Source organism: Paraburkholderia sp. RL18-101-BIB-B (assembly GCF_046026985.1).
In the GTDB taxonomy this organism is placed as follows: Bacteria; Pseudomonadota; Gammaproteobacteria; order Burkholderiales; family Burkholderiaceae; genus Paraburkholderia.
Genome location: NZ_JARESV010000183.1, coordinates 1 through 640, shown reverse-complemented (window position 1 = coordinate 640; position 640 = coordinate 1). Strand labels below are relative to the sequence as shown.

Here is a 640-nt window from a genome sequence, read left to right as displayed (position 1 = left end):
TTCAATGCCCATGCGCTTCATCAGAGTGCCGACGTGTTTGCGCCCGACCCTGATAGCTTCACGCTTGAGCAGGCGAACCAACATTCGCGCACCGGCAAACGGGAACTCCAGATGCAATTCATCGAGCCGCCGCATCAGCTTCTGATCGGCCTCGCTGACCGGGTGCGGCTGGTAGTAGGCGCTTGAACGGGCAATGCCCACCAGCCGCACCTGCCGGCTCACCGGCAATGCGTGCCCGCGATCAATCATCGCTTTACGCTCAGCAATCCCGCCTTGCCGAGCGCGCTTTCCAAAAAATCGTTCTCCAGAGTCAATTGCCCGATTTTCGCGTGCAACACTTTCACATCGATCGGGGGCTCGGCCGATGTTTGGCCCGTCTCGAACACTTCGGCAACACGCTCTTGCAGTTGCTTCTTCCAGTCCGTGATCTGGTTCGGATGCACATCAAACTGCTGGGCCAGCTCGGCCAGCGTCTTGTCGCCCTTGAGCGCCGCGAGTGCCACCTTTGCCTTGAACGTCGGTGAGTGTGTCCGTCGGTTGCGTTTCGTCATCTTCTGGTTCCTTGTTGCCGGCCATTATGGCCGACTCACGCCCCAGCTTTTCCACTTACCGACCTGTCCGAATTCTCGGCGCCACCTCT

The 640-nt window shown here is 59.2% G+C and carries 1 pseudogene; it reads right to left on the bottom strand.

The annotated features are described in order from the left end of the window. Positions 1-551: pseudogene (locus P0D73_RS46605) on the bottom strand (IS3 family transposase); the annotation flags it as partial. Positions 552-640: the final 89 nt, after the last annotated feature.